Source organism: Mycolicibacterium arcueilense, from assembly GCF_058536225.1.
In genome coordinates this window covers 1,118,677-1,139,234 of record NZ_JBZTYL010000007.1, presented here as the reverse complement: position 1 = coordinate 1,139,234, position 20,558 = coordinate 1,118,677, and the positions used below count along the sequence as shown (strand labels likewise).

Below are 20,558 nucleotides of genomic sequence, written 5' to 3'. Positions count from 1 at the left end.
ACGCGAAGACGACCCCTCAGCCGACCTCGGTTGTGAGCTTGCTCACAATGTCACGCAGCGCCTCCGCCACCTCGGCGTTCTCCCTGGGGTGCTTGCCGTCGAGCGACTTGGACGGCACCGACAGCTTCAGATCTTCGACCACGCGCGGCCCGGCGATGCCGAACGATTTACGAGTCTCGTCATGTGCCCACACGCCGCCGTACTGCCCGAGCGCCGCCCCGACGACCGCCAGCGGCTTGTCCTTGAGCGCGCCGTTGCCGAACGGCCGCGACAGCCAATCGATGGCGTTCTTCAACACACCGGGGATGCTGCCGTTGTATTCGGGGGTGACGACGAGCGCGGCGTCGGCCTCGCCGGCTGCCGCCCGCAGGGCGACCACCGACTCGGCCACCTCATCGGTGTCGATGTCCTCGTTATAGAAGGGCAGCTCCCCCAGCCGATCAAAGATGCGCAGTTCCACTCCGTCGGGCGCCTGCTCCACTGCCAGCTCGGCGATCTGCCGGTTGACCGACGCCGCCCGCAAGCTCCCTACCAACACCAGCACCTTGGTATCGGCCATGTTCACGCTCCTTTTGTTCGACTCGCCCGATTCTCGCAACGATCAACCGGACTGTGGTCCGATTAATTCCAGCTGAGTTAAAGTTCAGTGGTGGCAGCCTCCGACCGCCCTACCCGGCTCATGGGCATCGACCCGGCGCCACAGGAACGCGGCCCAGGGCGCGTCGACGCCGCCCGGAACCGCGCCCTTATCCTCGACGCCGCGCGCCGGCTCATCGCCGACCGCGGCCCCGACGCGGTCAGTACCGACGATATCGCGGTCGAGGCCGGCGTCGGGAAAGGCACGGTGTTCCGCAGGTTCGGCAGCCGTGCCGGTCTGATGATGGTGCTCCTCGACGAGGACGAGACCGCCGAGCAGGACGCCTTCATGTTCGGCCCACCCCCGCTGGGCCCCGGCGCACCACCGTTGGAACGGCTGCTGGCCTACGGCGCGGATCGCCTCCGATTCGTCCACAACCATCGAGCGCTGCTGTCCGACGCCATCCGTGATCCTGCGCTGCGCTTCTCCGGCCCGTTCACCCTGCACCGCACCCACGTCCGAATGCTGCTCGAAACCGCCGGCACCACAGGTGATCTCGACGCCCAAACCGACGCCCTGATCGCACTTCTGAACCCCGACTATCTGGAGCACCAACTGTCCGCCGGGCGGAGCCTCGATCACCTGACGACTGCCTGGCAGGACACCGCCCGCAAGTTGTGTGGCCACTAGCGCCATGACCGCCTGGGTGCTGCATGTCGACCTGGACCAGTTCCTGGCCTCGGTCGAGTTGCGGCGCCACCCTGAACTTCAAGGCCTGCCGGTCATCGTCGGCGGCAGCGGTGATCCCACCGAGCCCCGCAAGGTGGTCACCTGTGCGTCGTACGAGGCACGCGCGTTCGGGGTGCACGCCGGGATGCCGCTGCGCACCGCGGCGCGCAGATGCCCTGACGCCACCTTCCTGCCGTCAGACCCCGATGCCTACGACGCGGCCTCCGAACAGGTCATGGGTCTCCTGCGCGATCTCGGCCACCCGCTGGAGGTGTGGGGCTGGGACGAGGCCTTTATCGGCATCGACCCGAAAGCCCCGGTCGACCCGGTCGAGTTGGCCGAGCGCATCCGCATGGTGATCGCCGCCGAGACCGGCTTGTCCTGCTCGGTGGGTATCAGCGACAACAAGCAACGCGCGAAGGTGGCTACCGGCCTGGCCAAACCGGCGGGTGTCTACCTGCTCACCGAGACCAATTGGATGTCGGTGATGGGTGACCGTCCGACCGATGCGCTGTGGGGCATCGGCCCCAAGACCACCAAAAAGCTTGCGACGCTGGGCATCACCACGGTGGCCGATCTGGCTGCCACCGACGCCACCGTGCTCACCGCAGCCTTCGGGCCCAGTACGGGGCTGTGGATCTTGCTGCTCGCCAAGGGCGGCGGCGACAGTGAGGTGAGCTCCGAGCCGTGGATTCCACGGTCACGCAGCCACGTCATCACCTTCGCCGAGGACCTCACCGACCGCAGTGAGATGGACGACGCGATCCGGGACCTGGCCCGGCGGACCCTCGACGAGGTGGTGGAACAGGGACGCATCGTCACCCGGGTGGCAGTCACGGTGCGTACCAGCACGTTCTACACCCGCACCAAGATCCGCAAGCTGAGTTCACCGAGCACCGACGCCGACGCGATCACCGACACTGCGCTGGCGGTCTTCGATCAGTTCGAGTTGGACCGGCCGATCCGACTGCTGGGTGTTCGGCTCGAACTGTCCATGGACGAGCTTCCCACCGCCCCGATTGTCGGAACCGACCAATAGCCTCGACGCCATGCTGCAGACCATCGCGATCCGGGGCTACCGCTCGCTACGGGAGGTGATCCTCCCGCTGGCCGAGCTCACCGTGGTCACCGGCGCCAACGGCACCGGAAAGTCCTCCATCTATCGGGCGCTGAGGCTACTGGCGGACTGCGGGCGGGGCCAAGTGATCGGGTCGCTGGCCCGCGAGGGCGGGCTGCAATCGGTGCTGTGGGCGGGCCCGGAACAGCCGTCCGAGCATGCCCAGGGCACCACACGAACCCGCCCCGTGTCCCTCGAACTCGGTTTCTCTGCAGATGATTTCGGCTATCTGGTGGATCTCGGCCTGCCGCAGATGGCCGGGTCGGGCGGTGAGCCGTCCGCGTTCGCGCTCGATCCGGAGATCAAGCGCGAGGTGGTCTTCGCCGGGCCGGTGCTGCGTCCGGCCTCGGCGCTGGTGCGCCGCACCCGCGAGTACGCCGAGGTGGCCGCCCAGTCTGGTCGGGGTTTCGATGAATTGACCCGTTCACTGCCCTCCTACCGCAGCCTGCTCGCCGAGTACGCACATCCGGACGCGCTTCCGGAGCTGTCGGCGGTGTCGGACCGGTTGCGCGACTGGCGGTTCTACGACGGGTTCCGGGTCGATGCCGCCGCACCCGCCCGCCAGCCGCATGTCGGTACCCGTACCCCGGTGCTCTCCGACGACGGCTCGGATCTGGCCGCGGCGGTGCAGACGATCATCGAGACGACGTTCGACGATCTGGCCCGTGCAGTAGCCGACGCCTTCGACGGCGCCACCATCTCGGTGGCGGTCAACGACGGACTGTTCGATCTGCAGCTGCGCCAGCGCGGCATGCTGCGACCGTTGCGTGCAGCCGAATTATCGGATGGCACACTGCGTTTCCTGCTGTGGGCGACGGCGCTGGCCAGCCCCCGGCCACCATCGCTGATGGTGCTCAACGAGCCCGAGACGTCGCTGCACCCCGATCTGGTCCGACCGCTGGCATCGCTGATCCGCACGGCCGCCAAGCAGTCCCAGGTGGTCGTGGTGACGCATTCGCGCGCACTACTGGACTTCCTGGAGACCACGCCGGCGGCCGATGAGCAGCGGAGCTCCGCGATCGAGGTCGAGCTCTACAAGCAGTGGGGTGAGACGAAGGTGGACGGGTTCGGCATGCTGAACACGCCCTCGTGGCACTGGGGAAAACGCTAGCGCTGCACGGATTTCGGCCGTAGTGCCCGGCTGAAGAGCACGTTGACCTGCCGCATGGCCACACTGTACGGCCACCACGCGACGCGCTTGAAGGCGTACAGGGCGCGGATGTCGACCGACGTGTAGATCAAAAACCGGTTGCGCGCCATCCCGGCCAGGATCTTGTCGGCCGCCTTCTCCGCAGAGATGGCGTGGCCGGCGAACCGGTCCACCCATTTCTGTACGTTCGGATCTTCCCGATCTACACCGGCGATCTGAACCGTCTGCACCAGACCGGTTTTCACCGCACCCGGCACCACGACCGACACCCCGATGCGATGCCGCGCCAGGTCGAAACGCAGCACTTCACTCAGTCCACGCAGCCCGTACTTGCTCGCGCTGTAAGCGCTGTGCCAGGGCAGCGCCACGATGCCGGCGGCCGAGGACACGTTCACCAGGTGCCCGCCGCGGCGAGCCTGCACCATCGGCGGCAGGAATGTCTCGATCACGTGGATCGGGCCCATCAGGTTGACGTCGATCATCGAGCGCCAGTGTTGGTGGGTGAGTTGGTCGACGGTCCCCCAGGCCGATACCCCGGCGATATTCATGACCACATCCATCGACGCATGGGCGGCATGGATGTCGGCAGCGAATGCCGCCACCTGGTCGTAGTCGGAGATATCCAGCGCTCGGTGGGCGGGCACCTCGGCGCCGAGCGCCTTGGCGTCGGCGACGGTCTGGGCCAATCCGACCTCATCGCGGTCGGTCAGGTACAGCTCAGCACCCCGGGCCGCCAGGGCAAGGGCGGTAGCCCGGCCGATGCCGCTGGCTGCGCCGGTGATCAAGCACTTTTTCCCCGAAAAGTCCGCCCGGGCGTTACCCGCGGTATCACTCCCCATAGCGGTGACCTTACCTGTGGCGCTAACCGTCCTGGCCGCCCCACAGTGCGTTGAGCCACAGTCGCTCGACCACGTCGAGCGCACGGGCCGGGTCGGTTCCCCGCCCGACGAAGGCGGAGTCGTGCGAAAGCGTCATCGCCGTGGTCGCCACAAGGGTACGGACCAGGGCCGGGAGGTCATCCGAGATCGGACGGGCACCGGCGTCTTGTTCGACCAGGCCCACGATCTGGTCGATCACCGCGTCCTCGTAGTCGTTCATCAACTCGCGGATCTGGGCGTCGGTGTTCTGCGCGACGGTGCAGGCCGACATGATCGGATCGTTGGTCGCGAAGACGGTGGCCGCGCTTCCGACCATCCGCTTGGCGAAGGCGGCTGGCGTTTCACCGGCGTCGCGGGGCGCGTAGTTGTGGGTCAACGCGGCGAGTTGTTCCATCGCGTCAGACACGATCACTGCCAGCACCGCGTACTTCGAATCGAAGTAGAAGTAGAAGCCCGACCGGGCCACCCCGGCGCGTTCGCTGATGGTGCTCACCGACAAATCCGCGAACGACTGCTCCTCGAGCAGTTCCCGCACAGCCGTCACGATGGCCTCGCGTTGCCGGTCACCACGGCTGCGACGGGCCTGCGGACGCCCGGTGGAGCCATTGCTGCTCCCCGGTATCGATTCGGCGGTCATGGCATTAGACCTTTGCATCCACGACGCGCCAGTTCAAAACTTGACATGCGTCAAGTCTGACAGTCAGGATGGCCTCAAGTGGTGACATCGACCACACTTCGTCGGACTTTGTTGGTCAGGAGCGGCCCATGACAACCATCAGCACCCCGCATTACCTGCTCGATCAGGCCAAGCGTCGGTTCACCCCGACGCCCAACACGTTGCCGGGAATGGGCGTGCTCGAAAAGCGCCTCAAGGCCAAGGAGTGGGACCAGTTCGTCTTCGCCGAACCCCCCGCCGGCAGCGGCCTCAAGCCGATCATGGGCGACTCCGGTTTGCCGATCATCGGCCACATGATCGAGATCTTCCGTGGCGGTCCCGACTACATCCTGGAGCAGTACCGCAAGAACGGCCCGCTCTACTACGCGCAGTCCCCCGCCCTGTCCTCGGTGATGGCGCTGGGCCCCGACGCCACCCAGGCGGTCTTCTCCAACCGCAACAAGGATTTCTCTCAGCGCGCCTGGGATCCGGTGATCGGCCCGTTCTTCGAAGGCGGCCTGATGCTGCTCGACTTCGACGAGCACATGTTCCATCGCCGGATCATGCAGGAGGCGTTCACCCGCTCCCGGCTGTCCGGCTACATCTCCCACATCGATTCGGTGGCTTCGAGAGTGCTGGCCGACGATTGGGTGGCCAACGACCCGCGCTTCCTGGTACATCCGGCGATGAAGGAACTCACCCTCGACATCGCCTCGGAGGTGTTCATGGGCGTGCCGGCGGGGACCGACCGCGCGCTGGTCACCACGATCAACAATGCGTTCACCACCACCACGCGGGCCGGCAACGCGATCGTCCGCACGTCGGTGCCGCCGCTGAAATGGTGGCGGGGCATCCAGGCCCGCAAGACTCTCGAGGACTACTTCGCCAGCCGCATCGGGGAGAAGCGACAGTCGGAGAGCACCGACATGTTCAGCGTGCTGTGTCATTCCGCCGACGAGGACGGCCAGAGCTTCACCGACGACCAGATCATCAGCCACATGATCTTCCTGATGATGGCCGCCCACGACACGTCCACATCGACCATGACGACGATGGCCTACCACCTGGCGGCCAATCCGGAGTGGCAAGAGCGCATGCGCGACGATTCGGCGCGGATCGGCGACGGGCCAGTGGACTTCGAGGCGCTGGACAAGCTGGAAACCTACGACCTGGTGATCAACGAGTCGTTGCGGATGCAGACACCGCTGCCGTTCAACTTCCGCGAGGCCGTGCGCGACACCGAGCTGCTGGGCTACTTCATCCCGGCCGGCACCAGCGTGGTGACGTGGCCTTCGATCAACCACCGGCTGCCAGAGCTGTGGACCGACCCGGACAAGTTCGACCCGGAGCGTTTCGCCGAGCCGCGCAGCGAACACAAGAGCCACCGCTACGCGTTCGCCCCGTTCGGCGGTGGCGCGCACAAGTGCATCGGCATGGTATTCGGCCAGTTGGAGATCAAGACCGTGATGCACCGGCTGCTGCGTCGCTACAAGCTCGAGCTCGCGAGCCCGGACTACCAGCCGCACTACGACTACGGCGGCATGCCGGTGCCGATCGACGGCATGCCGATCGTGCTGCGCCCGCTGCACTGAGGCATTCGATGGCCCATTGGCCAGTTGTCGCACGCGTTAGACGTATCGCCGTGCGATAACTGGCCATTCGGCGCTCCAGGCGTCTAACGTCGCGACATGACCGCCGATGAAGTCAAGGAGGCATCGACGCCGCGCGCGACCGATCGCGCCGGCGATACCTCGCCGTTCGCCCTCGGATTGCTGCTGAGGCGGGCCCACTGGCATGCGTCGGCCGTGATGTCGGAGGCACTTGCACCCCTCGGCATCGAGATGCGCCATTTCGCGGTCCTGCTCGAGCTCGTCAATCACGGCCCGACGGAACAACGGGATCTCGTAGAGGCCACCGGGTCCGACAAGTCGGCAATCATGCGAGTCATCGACGACCTGGAACACAAGGGCCTAGCGGTGCGCAAACCGGTTCCGGGTGACCGGCGGGTGCGGGCGGTCGAGGTCACCCCGAAAGGCCTGGAGCTTTTCGACGCCGCACATGTAGCGGCGCGGCCTCTGGCCGAACGCCTGGTTGCCGCGATGCCACCAGGCGACGTCGAGCAACTGAAAGAACTCCTGATCCGTCTGAGCCCGCCACCGGAGCCGTAGTCAACCTCGCGCAACCACACCCGGGAATAATTCGCGCCACTACCGTCTTGAATGAGATAGTCGCAAACGCGACAATCTATCCGGGAGGCACGCCATGATTGACGTCTACGACGCGGTCACCAGCCGACGGGCGGTACGCGGATTCACTGATCAGCCCGTCCCCACCGAGGTTCTACAGCATGTGCTGACGGCCGCCGCCTGGTCGCCGTCCGCCTCGAACATCCAGCCCTGGCACATCTACGTGGTCACCGGCGCTCCGCTGGCCGAGCTCAAGAAACGGGCCACGGAACGCGTGGCCAACGGCGAACCCTGGGACGAGCGGGAGTACGAGATGTACCCCACCGACATGAAAGCGCTCTACGGCGACCGTCGCGCGGCCTTCGGCAAGGAGCGCTACAGCGCCCTCGGCATTGCCCGCGACGACTGGGACGCCCGCCAACGCGCCGCGATCGCCAACTGGGACTGCTTCGGCGCACCGGCCGCGCTGTTCTGCTATATCGACCGTGATCTGGGCCCCGCGCAGTGGGCGGACCTCGGGATGTACCTGCAGACCGTCATGCTGCTGCTACGTGCCGAGGGACTGCACAGCTGTCCTCAGATGGCGTGGTCTCAAGTCCGCGGCACCGTCGCCGACGTCCTCACCCCTCCACCTGAACTAATCCTGTTCTGCGGCATGTCCATTGGCTATGAGGACCCAACTGTCCCCTACGTTCGGACCGGCCGCGCGCCACTGGACGAAACGGTCACCGTAGTCGACGGCTAACTCGCTCAGGCCGCCATCAGCCGGTTGGCGCAGGCGATCACCGCGGACAGGGCCGACTGCACCGGGTCGTCGGACAGTCCCACGGCCCATCGGCGATGCAGACCGTCGCAACCTTCGATGAAGGTGGCGGTCTGCCCCGCGGCGGGCAGTTGGTGGAACGAGGTGGTCTCGACGCTGACGCCGCGGTCATGCAGCATCGCGGTCAGCGCCGCCACGGGCCCGCTGGCCGCCGCGGTCGAGGTGGCGATTTCGTCGCCGATGGCCAGCGTCGCCCGGTAGCTGCGGGCCTGCGGGCCGAGGCGGCTGCCTGTCCTGCGCTCGTCGGCGCAACTGAAGTGCCCCAGTCGCAGTGGGCCCGCCGACGGCGAATATTCGCCCAGGAACTGCTCCCAGGATGTCGATTCGCCCGCATCGCGGAGGTCGCGCGGCAACGGGGTGGTGAAGTGGGCCGAGAATGACATCGGATCACCCGATTGCGGTGCTGGTGAAGTGAGATACATGTGCCGGTCTTCTCTTGCTCAGAGGAAGTGACCGACGAAGTAGCGAACGACCCACAGCGGGGGGTCGGTCTGATCAGACCCCGCTGCGGGTTGCTACTACAAGTCGCCTTGGCACGTTGGCGATGCTAGACGCAGCCCGTCCGGTCACGCAAACACTTTTTGGCTACGTAGTCTCGGCGGAGTGGACGCCGCATGAGCATCGCCGACGTTGCACTGCTCTTTTTCGCCGGGATTGCCGGCGGACTCACCGGCAGCATCGCCGGGCTGGCCTCCGTGGCCACTTACCCCGCGCTGCTGATGGTCGGGTTGCCCCCGGTGACGGCGAACGTGACCAACACCGTGGCTGTGGTGTTCAACGGTGTCGGTTCGGTCTGGGGCTCACGGCCAGAACTGGCCGGACAGGGGGCCTGGCTCAAGCGGATCATTCCTGTCGCCGCGCTCGGCGGCGTGGCGGGGGCGGCACTACTGCTGTCCACCCCGGCTGAGGGGTTCGAACGGGTGGTGCCGATCCTGATCGGTTTCGCGTCCGTGGCAATCCTGCTGCCGCGCCGCGAACACCGCGAAGCCCGCATCGCCAACCATAATCAGCACCGGATCCGGGCGGCGTCGGAAGCCGCCGCCATCTTCCTGATCACCATCTACGGCGGCTATTTCGGAGCGGCGGCCGGGGTGCTGCTGCTCGCGCTGTTGCTTCGTGCGGGTGGTGCAACGCTGGCGCATGCCAATGCGGGTAAGAATGTCATCTCCGGCGTCGCCAACGCCGTCGCCGCGCTCATCTTCGTGTTCTTCGCTCCGGTGCACTGGGGCGCGGTGGTGCCGCTGGGCATCGGATGCCTGATCGGCTCCCGACTGGGTCCGATCGTGGTGCGCCACGCACCCGCCACCCCATTGCGGTTTCTGATCGGCGCGGCGGGAGTCGCACTTGCCGTCAAGCTCGCGCTCGACACCTACTGACGACCCATGACTATTCGAAGGGGTTGTCCCCCTTGGCCACCCGTGTTCCGAGCACAAGCAGGTTCTCCGCCGAAGCGTGCAGTTGCTCACCGGCGTCGCGGCTGGCTCGCCCGGCCAGGTATCGCGACCAGGTTCCCTCGATGACGATGCCGAGTTTGAAACATGCCAGCGCCACATACCAATCCAGCCGGTCGGTCTGTCGGCCTCCGGCGGCCCGGTACGCCTCGATCAATTCGCTGCGGTGAGCCAGTCCGCCGAGCGCTGCCAGTGCCGAGCCCGCGTTGATCGGATTGGGATCATCCGGCCAGCACACGAGCATCCACCCGAGATCGAGCAGCGGATCGCCGATCGTGCACATCTCCCAATCGATGAACGCGGCCAGTTCAGGAGTCTCGCGGCGCAGCAGGACGTTGTTGAGGTGCGCGTCGCCGTGCATGATGCCGGGTTCGGCGTCGGGCGGGCGGTTGTCCTCCAGCCACTGCGCCAGATCGCCCACGCCCGTCAACGACTCGGACGAGTAGTGCTCGTGGCGGTAGCTGTCGAGCAGTCCGAGGAACTGCGGAACCTGGCGGGCCAGAAACGATCCCGGCCGGCGGATGGCGGCGAGCTCGCTGTTCTCCCACTCGACATTGCCCAGCTCCGCCAGGCTCCCGGCATAGGACAGCCCGACCCGGTAGCGCAGGTCAGCGTCGTCGCGGTAGGCGTCACTCACATCGGTCCCCGGGTTGAACCCGTCGACCTCCTCCATCAGGTAGAACACCACGCCGATCACGTCGAGATCGGTGCAGGCGGCGATGAATCCCGGATGCGGCACGGCCGATCCGGCCAGCGTCCGCAGTACGGCGATCTCCCGCAGCATGGTCTTGTCGCTCGTCGGGCGTGGGTGCAAAGGGGGGCGCCGCAATACCATTCGACGTCCGTCGACACACATGCCCACGACGATGTTCTGGGTTCCGCCGGTCAGCGGCGCCACGTCGGTCACCGTCGATCCGATTTGCTGCTCCCGCAGCCATTTCTCCAGTGCGGCCTGATCAGCCTCGCTCAACGTCGGTAACTCTGGCGCGTCTCCGGGCATGCAGACATAGTGCCATCCGTGCCCCAAACCCGGCGGGCCCCGGACCAAACGAGCTGTGCGGATGCCCATCCCACCTCATGCACAGATGGAATTCATCGGCAAATCATTGATCGTCGTCAATCACTGAGCCGGTCACTGGTACCGACCGCCCGCCCAGGATTGCGGGCTCCAGCAAGCAAGCCGGCTAGGCCGGCGATCGGATCGGCCAAACTGGCGCATGACCGAACTTTGGGCTCAAAGCGGTCGGCTGCCCGGTCCAACAGTAATGAGTCGGCGTCTGGGGCGTTTGTGGCCAGGAATTCGCCCGCCGCTATCGCACGGAAGAGTGCATCGGCCACCGCCTCAGGTGGTTGCACCTCGGAAAGCGGCAGTATCTGCATTGCCTGTTCGGGCTCGATTCCGCTCAGTCGGGCGCTGAACAGAAAGTTGGTTTCGGTGATATGCGGAGCGAGCACCATCACCCGGATACCCAGCGGGGTGCACATCAAGGACAATGCTTCGGTGAATCCGAGAATACCTGCCTTGGAACAGATATACGGCAGCAGTAACGGCGCCTCAGGGAACAACGCGAGGCTGGACGACGTGTTGATGATCAGCCCCGACCTGCGATCGGCCATCCCAGGGAGGAACGCGTTGATCGCGCGAACCTGCCCGAGCACGTTGACCTCGAAAATCCATCGCCAGTCGTCGAGCGGGATTTTGCCGATCGGGCCGGCAGCGGCCACGCCCGCATTGTTGAACAGCACGTCGACAGGCCCGATCTGGTTCACGACATTCGCCAACGAAGCGACGTCTTCATCGACCGAGACGTCACACCCGACCCCTGTTGCCCTACCCCCGCCGGCAACGATCTCGTCGGCAACAGCCCTGGCTGCGGCACTGTCGCGGTCGGACACCACGACATGAGAACCCGAGCGCCCGAAGATCCGTGCAACCGAACGCCCTATGCCCCCGCCGGCGGCGGTCAGCACTACCACCTTGTCGCGTAAATCCATTTACCTTCATTCTCTTTCAGAATTGTTGCTCGCTCGTATGCGCACGGCCCGGCGCACCCCTCCATCTCCGGGGTGATCGCGGTGTGCAGGTACCGTCCTAGAGCTTCTGGGTATCTGATCTAAGACGAAACCACTGGCGCGGGAGCAACTTCCCCATACACTTTGACCTGCTGGAACTGCTCGAGAGCACGTGGACCGCACAGGAAACCTCCGTTGCTGCTCGCCTTGAACCCGCCCTGCTCGAACTTCTCGTTCAACAGTCCCCAGGTATTGATCCATACACCGGCGGTCTGTAAACCACGGCCGATGGCATGGGCGCGGCCCGGCTTACGCGTGAATACCGCTGCACCCAAACCATATTCGGTTGCATTTGCCCGATGAACGGCTTCAGCGTCGGAATCGAAAAGTTCGAATGTCTGCACCGGACCGAATAGTTCCTGTTGAACCACCGGGATGTCGAGCCGCTGCACTTCGAGCAGTGTGGGGCGGTAGAACGCCCCGGAGGCCAGCGGCCCATCAGTGATGAGTCCGCCCCGGACCAATGGCACGGCATGCCCGAGAGCATCTTCCACCAATCGGTCGACGCGCTCTGCGCTCGCCCTGTCGATCAACGGTCCGATCTGGCTAGCGGGGTCATCGCTTCGACCGGGCTGTATCGCGGCCAGTGCCTCACTGAGCCGAGCCCGGACCTCATCGGCAATGGCGCGGTGCACGAGCACCCGTGATCCGGTGACGCAGAACTGGCCGTTGAACATCGTTGCGGCAGACACCACGGTTGGGATCGCGACGTCGAGATCGGCGTCGTCGAGCAGAATCAACGGAGTCTTGCCACCCAGCTCGAGATTGAGCCGTTTGAGGGTGGCAGCACTCGCTTCAACGATCTTCCGGCCGACCGGTGTACTGCCCGTGTAGCTGATCACTGCCACTTTCGGCGAGCTCACCATCAACTCCGCACCGCGACTACCCGATTCGGTGAAAATATTCACCACTCCGGCTGGAATGGCCGAGCACTCAGCGATGATCTCCGCGAAAAGGGTGTTGGTCAGCGCCGTCTGCGCCGGCATCTTGATGACCGCCGTGCACCCCGCAGCCAAAGCAGGCCCCAAGGCCCTCACGGTCAGGGTGATCGGCGCATTCCAGGGCGTGATGATCCCCGCGACTCCAAGAGCCTCTGGAATGGAGCGGAAGTGCACGTCCGCGCCGATTTCGGCATGACGCCCCACATCTGAGCTGATGAGGCATGCCGCGGCGTTGTAGCGCAACCACTGGACGGCGGTGCCGACCTGGAACATCGTCTGCCACAACAACATGCCATTCTCTTGACTCATCATCGACGCAAGTTCGTACGATCTCGCTTCCACGCCATCAGCAATCTGAGATAGGGCACGTGCCCGCTGGTTCACATCGCGGGCCCACTCCCCCGTCTCGAAAGCGGCGCTGGCGGCGGTGATGGCAGCCGCTGCTTCGTCGTCGCCGCCGTCTTGATAGTGTCCGACGGCTTCGCCGGTTGACGGGTTGATGGATTGTGCGGTTGTTCGGGATTCCGTCCATTGCGCATTGATCCAGTGCCGGGCGGGAACAGCTGCTTCCGTCGCGATGTCGATCGCGCTCATTCGTGGGCTCCTGTCATCGTTGGGTTATTTGCTGGTTCGATTGATCGCCCTGCGGCCAAGAAACTCTCAAGGAGGCCGCGTACTGCTTTCTTGTCCGGTTTCCCCAGCCCGGTGAGCGGAATGGCGTCCACTACCACCACTCTCTTCGGTGAGTGAACCGGCCCCTTGCGGCTTCGGACTGCTGCGCGGATCTCCGAAGTGAGAACCGCGATGTACCCGTCGTCCCGGGCGGATTTCGCGCGCAAGACGATCACCGCGGTAACCGCCTCCCCCCACTTGTCATCCGGCGTTCCGACGACGCAGACCTGCTGTACGGCAGGGTGTTCCGCGACGATGTCCTCCACTTCCCGTGGATAGACGTTGAATCCGCCCGTGATGATCATGTCTTTGACCCGGTCCACGATGTACCAGTAGCCGTCCGGGTCTTCACGAGCGAGATCTCCGGTGTGCAGCCAACCGTCCCGGAAAGTGTCCTCGGTCATCTGGCCTTGATTCCAGTAGCCGTGACTGAGTAGTGGTCCGCTGACACAGATTTCACCGACCTCACCTTGCGGCACCGGTTGACCGTCTTCGCTCAGAAGCGTGCAGCGTGAGAACTGTGTCGGCCGTCCACAAGAGGTGCGGCGTTGTTTCTGGTGTTCGTCGGTGGGCAGATAGGTGATGGCCATCGGAGCCTCGGATTGGCCATAGAACTGGGCGAATTTCGGACCGAAGTGCTCGATCGCCTCGTCCAGCCGTGTCGGGCTGATTGCGGAGGCGCCATAGTAGATCGTCTCGAGCGACGATAGGTCGCGGGTACGGAGGTCGGGGTGATCCAGGAGCGAGTAGATCATCGACGGGACGAGCATCAGCGCCGTGATCCGTCTCTTCTCGATCGTCTCAAGCACTGCGGCTGCATCGAATCTGGGAAGTAGGGCTACCGTTCCCCCCTTGACCATTACGGGGACGATGAAGGTCGCGCCGGCGTGCGAGAGTGGCGTACAGGTGAGGAACTGGGGGCGCTTCGGCCACTCCCATTCCGCCAGTTGGATTGTCGTCATCGTGAAATAGGTGCCCGCCGTGAGCACGACGCCCTTCGGCCGTCCTGTCGTGCCGCCGGTATACACCAGACTGACAATGTGTTCAGGCGGCAGAGGGACGACAACCAGTGGTTGCGGTACGAACGTCGCCGCCTGCGCACAGAGGTCCGTTGCGACGTGGGACAGCTCTTCGGGCACGGGGCCGAGCGTCAGAATTTGACACAGTGATTCCACCCGCTCGATGAGTGCGAGTGCGCGCTGCGCATAAGCCGGCGTCGGATCGATGATCAGTGAGGTGACGCCGGCATCTTCGAGAATGTAAGCGTGGTCGTCGAGTGAGCCAAGCGGATGCAACGCTACGCGCCGATAGCCGCGAATGTGCATTGCCGCAATGTCGATCAAGACCTCAGGGCGGTTGTAGGCGAGCACCGCAACGAACGAATCAGCCTGGACGGCCAGTGAGTCGACCGCTTGCATGTACCTGCTGATTTCGTCGCTCAGTTGACGACCCGTCAGCGTGATGAGCCCTGACGTGAGCATCGGGGCATCCGCATGTCGACGGAGCGCCTCGCTGAGAAGGTGTCCATTGTGGTTGGGCTGGTGCAGAACTCTGGTGTTCATAACGTGTCGAATTCCTCGAGAAGGGTGGCGACCTGGCTGCGATAGCGATCGACGTTGTCAAGCTTGATCTGTTCATAGCCGCGAATTCCGTCGGGAAGCTTCGCGATCGCGACCGCGGTGGAGTGATTGCCGGTGGTCAGCTCCGCAGTCAGCCTGTGCAGGATCGTGGTGTACTCGCCGATGAGCTCGCGTTCCAACCGGCGAACACCTGTGTAGCCGAAGATGTCCAACGGAGTTCCGCGCAGTCGACGCATCGCCTTCAGGAGCCGAAAGGCAGGCGTGAACCGGTTGCCCAGTCGGAGCTTGTTACGCATGCCCAACGCACGAATAACCGGTGGGTGCAGGTGAATATAGGCTTTGCTGGTAGCACCGAACTGCTGTTTGACACTCGATTTGAACTCGGGATCCAATGCGAGTCGGGCGACTTCGTATTCGTCCTTGTACGCCATCAGCTTGTAGAGGTACCGTGCTGCTGCCTCGGCAAGCGCCGTCGAATCTGGTCTGACACGACGTTCGGCTTCACGTACCCGCTCGATCTGCTTCCGGTAGAACTCGGCGTAGCCGAAAGCCTGATACTCGATGAGATCTGCGACTCGGCGATCGATCAGGCGCTGCAGGTCGACTTCGGAAGTGCTGTGTTCGCCCCCGCTGGAGGTTTGTGGCGATGGATCGCTGTCGGCGCCGTGCGCCACCTGCCGTCGGCCCAGGCGGAACGCCTGATGATTGCGGTGAACGTCAACGCCATTGATTTCGATGGCGCGTTCGATGGCTTCGCTCGACAAGGGCAGCCGGCCGGTCTGGAACGCTACTCCGAGCATCACGACGTTGCTGAACTGCTCATCCCCGAGTGCTTCGCGCGCCAGCTCGCCGGCATTCAGCGACACGCAGCGGCTGGTTTCCTGCATGATCGCCGCGTGCATGTCGGCGAAGTCCGGAAGCTTCAACGACGTGTCGATGACCATCTGACCGGTGGGGATCTGCGCCGACGAGACAACCGCCACGGTGCGCTGCCGCGACAGCACCTTGAGGTTGGCCGCGTCGGTTCCGGCCAACGGATCAGACACCAGGTAGAGGTCGCAGGACTGTGCGCTGAGCTTGCCCGGTCGCAAGACTGGCTGTAACGAGACCTTGAGATCGGAGATGACGGCGCCGCCCTTCTGCGCCAGCCCGGTCTGATCGAGGCTGCGCACATGCTTGCCCTCCAAGGCAGCGGCCGTCGCCAGAAGTTGTGCGATGGTGACGATTCCGGTGCCACCGATTCCAACGATGCGTATCTGCGCCTCGGTCGGCGTTGCGGTGAGTGGTAACGGAATCAAATCGGCGTCGATGTCTTCTACGCCGGGGGCCGGTGCCCGTTTCGCGTGTTCGTCGGGAATGACGGTGACAAAGGACGGGCAGTCCCCGTGTAAGCAGGAGAAGTCGAGATTGCAGGATGACTGGTGGATTTCAGTCTTGCGACCGAATTCGGTCTGTACGGGTCTGACCGACAGACAATTCGATTGGACCCCGCAGTCGCCGCATCCTTCGCAGATGCGCTGGTTGATAACGACCCGCTCGGCAGGTGTTGGCATCAGACCGCGCTTGCGCTTTCGCCGCTTTTCCGCCGCGCACTCCTGGTCATGAATCAGCACGGTGACCCCATTCACAGCGGCGAGGCGGGCTTGCTCTTTCTCGAGCTCGTCGCGATGCTTGACAATGACATCCCGACCGAGTCGAGCCTGCCTACGGGTTCGCCGGACGTCGTCGGTGGTCACCACGATGTCGGAAACCCCTTCCGCCCACAGTGAATCGATCACGCGGCTGAGTGGCATTCCCCCGATCGGATCCTGGCCCCCGGTCATCGCGACGGCAGAGTTGTACAGCAGTCGGTAGGTGATGTTGATGCCGGCTGCGACAGCGGCGCGCACGGCGAGGCTTCCCGAGTGCGTGAATGTGCCGTCACCGATGTTCTGCACAAGGTGGTCTCGATCGATGAACGGTGCCATTCCGATCCATTGGGCGCCTTCACCTCCCATTTGAGTGACACCGAGGACGTGGCCGGCCTGCCCCTCGTCCATCACCATGACAAGGCCGTGGCATCCGATGCCGGCGCCGACGAGGGTGTCCTCGGCAGTGCGGGTGGAGCTGTTATGTGGGCAACCGGAACAGAAGTAGGGCGTGCGCGCGATCACGGGTAACTCGATTCGAGCAGGCGGGCGCGGACGTTCGATCCATCGCTGCGCCGGTTCGATGTGGTGACCCTCGCCGAGTCGACGCGCCAGACCCCCGATCACCCGGTCGACGTCGAGCTCACCGGACGGCGAGAAGAGGGCACGGCCGGCATGGTCGGACTTTCCGACGATCACCGGGGCGTCCGCCCTTGCGTACAGGATTTCCCTGACCGCGGTCTCGATGAACGAGCGCTTCTCTTCGACCACGATGATTTCTTCGAGGCCTTGTGCGAAACGGCGGACGATCTGTGGGTCCACCGGATTCACCATGCCGAGCTTGATCAACCTGATTCCGTGGCGTGCCAAGCTTTGCGAATCTCCCAGTCCCAGCCGCTCCAGCGCCTCGCGCACGTCCAGGTACGTCTTGCCTGCGGCGATGACACCGATTCGGTCGTCGGCGGTCGTCTCGGTGATGACGTTGAGGCCGTTGGCTTGCGCGTAGTCCAACGCTCGTGGAAATCGTCGGGTGAGAAGGCTGTGTTCCAGTGCCGCAAGGTTCGCGCCGATCAGCATGGCCGACGGCCGGTGCGTGCTGGGTTCGAGACCTGCGATCGTCGGGTTGATCCGGTCCGGGTTGACGACCGCGGTGCTCGCACCATCGGCAACTGCGGTGGTGATCTTGAGTGCGGACCAGGTTCCGGTGAATCGGGACAGATGAGCCGCGTGGATCCCGAAGTCCAGAATGTCTTGAGAATCGGCGGGATACAGGGTCGGTAGGTACAGATCGCTGACGGCCACCTCTGACGAGCAGGGGTAGGTCGACGACTTTCCTGCCGGGTCGTCACCGATGAGGGCCACCGCGCCACCCGCGGGATCGGTGCCGATCAGGTTGGCATGCCGGATGGCATCGGAAGCACGGTCCAGCCCTGGCGATTTGCCGTACCAGTAACCCGTCACTCCGTCGGGTCGCAGGGATCCGGCCTGACGGGCGAGTTGCGTTCCTGCGACGGAGGTCGCCGCCAGTTCTTCGTTGACCGCTGGGCGGTGAACGATTTCGACGTCACCGAACAATGTGAGCCGCCGCGCCAACTCGATGTCGTAACCGGCGAGCGGTGACCCTTCGTAGCCGGCCACGAAACTTGCCGATCGAAGCCCGCGGCGCGCATCGACCAGGGCGCGGTCGCGGATCATGCGGACGAGGGCCTGAATTCCGGTGAGGTACACCGTGCCGTCAGCGAGTAGATAACGATCGTCCAAGTTCTCTGCGTGGCGCGCCGGCACGCTCTGCGCCAGAGGATGTGACACGCCGCTATTCATGGCGCCCCAGTGACAACGCACCGTTGATGACGAGCGACCGCCTGATGTACCCCAGGGCTGAGAGCCAGCCGAACTGTCGAATGTCAAGAGTCGCGCTTCCCGACATGGTCAGGTGATCGGCGTCGACGCGGGCCGTTCCGTGGACGGGAACTTCGATGCTTCGGCCGCGCACCGACAGCCGTCCGGTACCGGTGATCGTTCGGCTCGTGACGGTGACGTCCTGCGAGCTGAACCTGATGACCGGAAATTTGGCCGAGTCGAGAAAGAACCGGTTTTGCAGATCGTGGTCCCGGAGCCGGTTGCCCGTGTTGACACTCGCCGGGTCTATGGTCAGCTCACCGAGCAGCGAGCCATCATCTTGCATCGATGCCCAGCCGTCGAAACACTCGAAAACACCTATGGCTGTGAATATTCCGAACATCCAGCGAGCTTCGAACCAGATCTTCGACACTGCCGGGTCCACCCGCCAAAGAGGCTGCTCTGTTTGCGACCCGACGTACTGCCCACCGGTCACCGGGCGAGCACCGCTTCCACAGCTGCAGCGAGCGCCAGGACCGGCTGATCGCTGGACGACTGACTCCGCCACGCAACGTGGTTGTCGGGGCGGACGAGCACGGCACCGTCGTCGTCGACTTCACACATGATGTCCCATTGGCCGTCGACGTCGCGGTGCGTGGTGCCGATTTGGGCCGTCGCGATGCGCACGCCCAACTTCTCGGCGACCTCGGCGGCCGCGGCGACCCACGCACTGCCTCGGCTACCGGTGATGAGCACGCCGGCGTCTCGGGCGCCGATGAGATCGTGAGTGGACAAACGTTGGCCGGCCTGCTCCAGCCAGGCATGGGGCAGTCGATGGCCCGGGCGTGTCGTGGGGTGATAGACCTGGCCGAGCGGATCACCTATGGGTGGCGTGGACCCGTCGGCCACGAGCGCCCCGCCGGCGTACGCATATCCCATCTCGAGTTCTTGTGCGCAGAACTCGATGCACTGGGTCTCGACGACGGTGCGGAAACGTGCTCGCCGCGCCTCCCCCACCAGTCCGTCGGCGAAAAAGCCGCTGACGATCAACGCGTCCACCTCGGGTGGCAATGGAAACGGGATGAGCCCGAATCCGGCGTCGATGGCGAGGTGATTCTGGGCCGCGAACATGGCCCACTCGACGTTGCGAAGGCCGACCGGTTGACGTTCTGCCCCATAACTCTCCAGCAGGCGTGGTGGTGCGTCCCCCCGAAGCACAGCGGTGAGCTTCCAGGCGAGGTTGTGCACGTCTTGGATACCGGAGTTGAGACCGAGACCGGTGGTCGGTGGGAGACGATGGGCGGAGTCGCCGACCAAGAGAATGCGACCGTCCTGATAGCGTTCCGCGATCGTGGACTCGGCCCACCAATGGCTGATCTTCTTGACCGTGATGTCGATGTCGGTGCCGATCAGTTCACCGATCTTCGCCACGATCGCCGCGTCAGCGGGCACGGGTTCACCGGGAAGTACTGCGAAGTGCGCTGTCCATTCCTGCGAGCTTGGCCCCCAGGTGGGACCCATCGGAACCAGGCGCCCGCCGCTCGGCAGGAAATGAGCGATGATGACGCCCTCGTTCCACCATGAGGAGAGGTCTGCGCAGATGTGCGCGGTGATGGTTTCGAAAATCTTGGACGGACCGACCATGGCAATTCCGAGAAGTTGCCCGAGCGTCTTGCCCCCGTCGGCGCCGACAACGTATTGCGCACGGACCGAATGGACTTCGTCATCGGCCAGATCTCGTACCGTTGCGTTGACCCCCTGGTCGTCGTGGACCAGCGTGATCAACTCGTGCCCGAACTTCACGCCGGCGGGGTTACGGGATTGCGCCTGGGCGCGCAGCACCGGCTCGAGGCGCAGCTGCGGCAGGTTCGTGGGCGGGCATACCGAATTGCGCCGGTACTCGGCGGTGGAGTCGCCGGCGCCGAAGCACTCCATTTCGAAGAGCTGCTTGCCATCGAATGGCCCTTGACCGGTGAGAGTTGTGCGCCACTCGACCTTCGACATGTGGTTCAGCGGGATACCTTGTGCATACACCGCCTCGGCGACGTCGAACTGGCGCAGAATCTCCATCGTGCGCGGATTCAGGTAGTGAGCTTTGGGCAGTTCGGATGTCGAATCGTGGCGCTCGATGAGCATGTGGTCAATGCCGTATTCCGACAACATGATCGATGTCGTCAGACCGGTTGCGCCGCCACCGACGATCAACACCGGAACTTCAAAGTCTGCCACTGCTATCTCCTTTTGGGTCGCCGAAAGAGG

The 20,558-nt window shown here is 64.4% G+C and carries 18 protein-coding genes; 7 read left to right on the top strand and 11 right to left on the bottom strand.

Annotated elements, in window-relative coordinates; all coding sequences use genetic code 11:
• Window positions 1-16 precede the first annotated feature (16 nt).
• Window positions 17-559, bottom strand: coding sequence for an NADPH-dependent FMN reductase (locus AC4LGL_RS09695; protein ID WP_491838521.1), 543 nt, complete (start codon window positions 557-559; stop codon window positions 17-19).
• 90 nt (window positions 560-649) lie between these two features.
• On the opposite strand from AC4LGL_RS09695, the gene AC4LGL_RS09690 reads away from it, so the two are divergent.
• The 3 genes from AC4LGL_RS09690 to AC4LGL_RS09680 are packed head-to-tail and all read left to right on the top strand — an operon-like array spanning window position 650 to window position 3,534.
• On the top strand, window positions 650-1,267 hold the full coding sequence (locus tag AC4LGL_RS09690) for a TetR/AcrR family transcriptional regulator (RefSeq protein WP_491838520.1): 618 nt from the start codon (window positions 650-652) through the stop codon (window positions 1,265-1,267).
• 4 nt (window positions 1,268-1,271) lie between these two features.
• Window positions 1,272-2,345 carry a DNA polymerase IV gene (locus AC4LGL_RS09685; RefSeq protein WP_491838519.1) on the top strand — a complete coding sequence of 358 codons (1,074 nt, stop codon included), beginning with the start codon at window positions 1,272-1,274 and terminating at the stop codon, window positions 2,343-2,345.
• A 10-nt stretch (window positions 2,346-2,355) separates the two neighbouring features.
• On the top strand, window positions 2,356-3,534 hold the full coding sequence (locus tag AC4LGL_RS09680) for an AAA family ATPase (RefSeq protein ID WP_491838518.1): 1,179 nt from the start codon (window positions 2,356-2,358) through the stop codon (window positions 3,532-3,534).
• Here AC4LGL_RS09680 and AC4LGL_RS09675 read toward each other — a convergent pair.
• The gene (locus tag AC4LGL_RS09675; RefSeq protein ID WP_491838517.1) at window positions 3,531-4,412 is read right to left on the bottom strand and encodes an SDR family oxidoreductase; all 882 of its coding nucleotides are present in this window, start codon (window positions 4,410-4,412) and stop codon (window positions 3,531-3,533) included. The genes AC4LGL_RS09680 and AC4LGL_RS09675 overlap by 4 nt on opposite strands.
• A gap of 22 nt (window positions 4,413-4,434) precedes the next feature.
• A complete protein-coding gene (locus tag AC4LGL_RS09670; RefSeq protein ID WP_135359838.1) occupies window positions 4,435-5,088 on the bottom strand; it encodes a TetR/AcrR family transcriptional regulator in 654 nt (217 codons plus the stop codon).
• 128 nt (window positions 5,089-5,216) lie between these two features.
• On the opposite strand from AC4LGL_RS09670, the gene AC4LGL_RS09665 reads away from it, so the two are divergent.
• The 3 genes from AC4LGL_RS09665 (at window position 5,217) to AC4LGL_RS09655 (ending at window position 8,037) form a co-directional block, all read left to right on the top strand.
• Window positions 5,217-6,698 (top strand): cytochrome P450, encoded by a 1,482-nt coding sequence (locus AC4LGL_RS09665; protein WP_491838516.1) that lies wholly within the window; start codon window positions 5,217-5,219, stop codon window positions 6,696-6,698.
• Between the two features lie 96 nt (window positions 6,699-6,794).
• A complete protein-coding gene (locus tag AC4LGL_RS09660; RefSeq protein WP_418022588.1) occupies window positions 6,795-7,274 on the top strand; it encodes a MarR family winged helix-turn-helix transcriptional regulator in 480 nt (159 codons plus the stop codon).
• A gap of 97 nt (window positions 7,275-7,371) precedes the next feature.
• Entirely contained in the window at window positions 7,372-8,037 is a 666-nt protein-coding gene (locus AC4LGL_RS09655) for a nitroreductase (protein WP_491839315.1), read from the top strand.
• Window positions 8,038-8,042: 5 nt separating this feature from the next.
• On the opposite strand, the gene AC4LGL_RS09650 is transcribed toward AC4LGL_RS09655, so the two are convergent.
• A complete protein-coding gene (locus AC4LGL_RS09650; protein ID WP_418022589.1) occupies window positions 8,043-8,498 on the bottom strand; it encodes a 2-isopropylmalate synthase in 456 nt (151 codons plus the stop codon).
• Window positions 8,499-8,729: 231 nt separating this feature from the next.
• Between AC4LGL_RS09650 and AC4LGL_RS09645 the strand changes: the two genes are divergently transcribed.
• Complete coding sequence (locus AC4LGL_RS09645; protein WP_055112567.1) at window positions 8,730-9,491, top strand: sulfite exporter TauE/SafE family protein; 762 nt, start codon at window positions 8,730-8,732, stop codon at window positions 9,489-9,491.
• A 10-nt stretch (window positions 9,492-9,501) separates the two neighbouring features.
• Here AC4LGL_RS09645 and AC4LGL_RS09640 read toward each other — a convergent pair whose 3' ends face one another.
• The 7 genes from AC4LGL_RS09640 to AC4LGL_RS09610 all read right to left on the bottom strand — a co-directional run bounded on the left by AC4LGL_RS09640 (window position 9,502) and on the right by AC4LGL_RS09610 (window position 20,528).
• Window positions 9,502-10,566, bottom strand: coding sequence for a phosphotransferase family protein (locus AC4LGL_RS09640; RefSeq protein WP_491838515.1), 1,065 nt, complete (start codon window positions 10,564-10,566; stop codon window positions 9,502-9,504).
• Between the two features lie 116 nt (window positions 10,567-10,682).
• A complete protein-coding gene (locus tag AC4LGL_RS09635; protein ID WP_491838514.1) occupies window positions 10,683-11,537 on the bottom strand; it encodes an SDR family NAD(P)-dependent oxidoreductase in 855 nt (284 codons plus the stop codon).
• A gap of 143 nt (window positions 11,538-11,680) precedes the next feature.
• Window positions 11,681-13,174, bottom strand: coding sequence for an aldehyde dehydrogenase family protein (locus AC4LGL_RS09630; RefSeq protein WP_491838513.1), 1,494 nt, complete (start codon window positions 13,172-13,174; stop codon window positions 11,681-11,683).
• Window positions 13,171-14,814 (bottom strand): AMP-binding protein, encoded by a 1,644-nt coding sequence (locus AC4LGL_RS09625; RefSeq protein WP_491838512.1) that lies wholly within the window; start codon window positions 14,812-14,814, stop codon window positions 13,171-13,173. Before AC4LGL_RS09625 ends, AC4LGL_RS09630 begins: the two co-directional genes overlap by 4 nt.
• Complete coding sequence (locus AC4LGL_RS09620) at window positions 14,811-18,281, bottom strand: indolepyruvate ferredoxin oxidoreductase family protein (RefSeq protein WP_491838511.1); 3,471 nt, start codon at window positions 18,279-18,281, stop codon at window positions 14,811-14,813. The genes AC4LGL_RS09625 and AC4LGL_RS09620 overlap by 4 nt, the downstream gene beginning before the upstream one ends.
• The gene (locus AC4LGL_RS09615) at window positions 18,274-18,795 is read right to left on the bottom strand and encodes a YceI family protein (RefSeq protein WP_491838510.1); all 522 of its coding nucleotides are present in this window, start codon (window positions 18,793-18,795) and stop codon (window positions 18,274-18,276) included. Before AC4LGL_RS09615 ends, AC4LGL_RS09620 begins: the two co-directional genes overlap by 8 nt.
• Window positions 18,792-20,528 (bottom strand): FAD-dependent monooxygenase, encoded by a 1,737-nt coding sequence (locus AC4LGL_RS09610; protein ID WP_491838509.1) that lies wholly within the window; start codon window positions 20,526-20,528, stop codon window positions 18,792-18,794. The genes AC4LGL_RS09615 and AC4LGL_RS09610 overlap by 4 nt, the downstream gene beginning before the upstream one ends.
• Between the last annotated feature and the right edge of the window lie 30 nt (window positions 20,529-20,558).

Coding starts and splice junctions, on each gene's coding strand:
- AC4LGL_RS09695 (WP_491838521.1), bottom strand. CDS start 559: ATGGCCGATACCAAGGTGCTGGTGTTGGTAGGGAGCTTGCGGGCGGCG.
- AC4LGL_RS09685 (WP_491838519.1), top strand. CDS start 1,272: ATGACCGCCTGGGTGCTGCATGTCGACCTGGACCAGTTCCTGGCCTCG.
- AC4LGL_RS09680 (WP_491838518.1), top strand. CDS start 2,356: ATGCTGCAGACCATCGCGATCCGGGGCTACCGCTCGCTACGGGAGGTG.
- AC4LGL_RS09675 (WP_491838517.1), bottom strand. CDS start 4,412: ATGGGGAGTGATACCGCGGGTAACGCCCGGGCGGACTTTTCGGGGAAA.
- AC4LGL_RS09670 (WP_135359838.1), bottom strand. CDS start 5,088: ATGACCGCCGAATCGATACCGGGGAGCAGCAATGGCTCCACCGGGCGT.
- AC4LGL_RS09665 (WP_491838516.1), top strand. CDS start 5,217: ATGACAACCATCAGCACCCCGCATTACCTGCTCGATCAGGCCAAGCGT.
- AC4LGL_RS09660 (WP_418022588.1), top strand. CDS start 6,795: ATGACCGCCGATGAAGTCAAGGAGGCATCGACGCCGCGCGCGACCGAT.
- AC4LGL_RS09650 (WP_418022589.1), bottom strand. CDS start 8,498: ATGTCATTCTCGGCCCACTTCACCACCCCGTTGCCGCGCGACCTCCGC.
- AC4LGL_RS09645 (WP_055112567.1), top strand. CDS start 8,730: ATGAGCATCGCCGACGTTGCACTGCTCTTTTTCGCCGGGATTGCCGGC.
- AC4LGL_RS09640 (WP_491838515.1), bottom strand. CDS start 10,566: ATGCCCGGAGACGCGCCAGAGTTACCGACGTTGAGCGAGGCTGATCAG.
- AC4LGL_RS09630 (WP_491838513.1), bottom strand. CDS start 13,174: ATGAGCGCGATCGACATCGCGACGGAAGCAGCTGTTCCCGCCCGGCAC.
- AC4LGL_RS09625 (WP_491838512.1), bottom strand. CDS start 14,814: ATGAACACCAGAGTTCTGCACCAGCCCAACCACAATGGACACCTTCTC.
- AC4LGL_RS09620 (WP_491838511.1), bottom strand. CDS start 18,281: ATGAATAGCGGCGTGTCACATCCTCTGGCGCAGAGCGTGCCGGCGCGC.